At 59.5% G+C, this 444-nt stretch carries 1 pseudogene; it reads left to right on the forward strand.

The features are described from left to right. A pseudogene (locus tag J5M58_RS27010) lies at positions 1–444 on the forward strand (mannitol dehydrogenase family protein); the annotation flags it as partial.

Here is a 444-nt window from a genome sequence, read left to right on the forward strand (position 1 = left end):
GGGTATCAGCTCAACGGCTACGACGGTTCCTACCAAGACGCTGTTGTTGAGGATCTGGGGCGCGACCCCGAGTCTGATCGTATGTCGACGGCAATGGGTCTTGTCACCGCTCTGCTGGTGCGACGTTTCCACGCTGGGGCGACGCCGGTGGCCGTGGTGTCCTGTGACAATTTCTCCCACAACGGTGACATGTTGCGCACCTCGGTGCTGACGATCGCTGCGGAGTGGGAGAAACGAGGCGTCATCGACCACAGGGTTGTCGAGTGGATTGCAGAAAAGGTTGAGTTCCCGATCTCCGTGATCGACAAAATCACCCCGGCCCCGTCCCAGAAGGTTGCCGAGCAGTTAGCGGCAATGGGGCTTGAGGACATGGGGATCGACCCCAACGTCGAGGTGGCGGGGTTTGTCAACACCGAGCCGGCTGAGTACCTCGTTATTGAAGAT

This window comes from Pseudomonas sp. 32_A (assembly GCF_017490905.1).
Classification (GTDB): Bacteria; Pseudomonadota; Gammaproteobacteria; order Pseudomonadales; family Pseudomonadaceae; genus Aquipseudomonas; species Aquipseudomonas inefficax.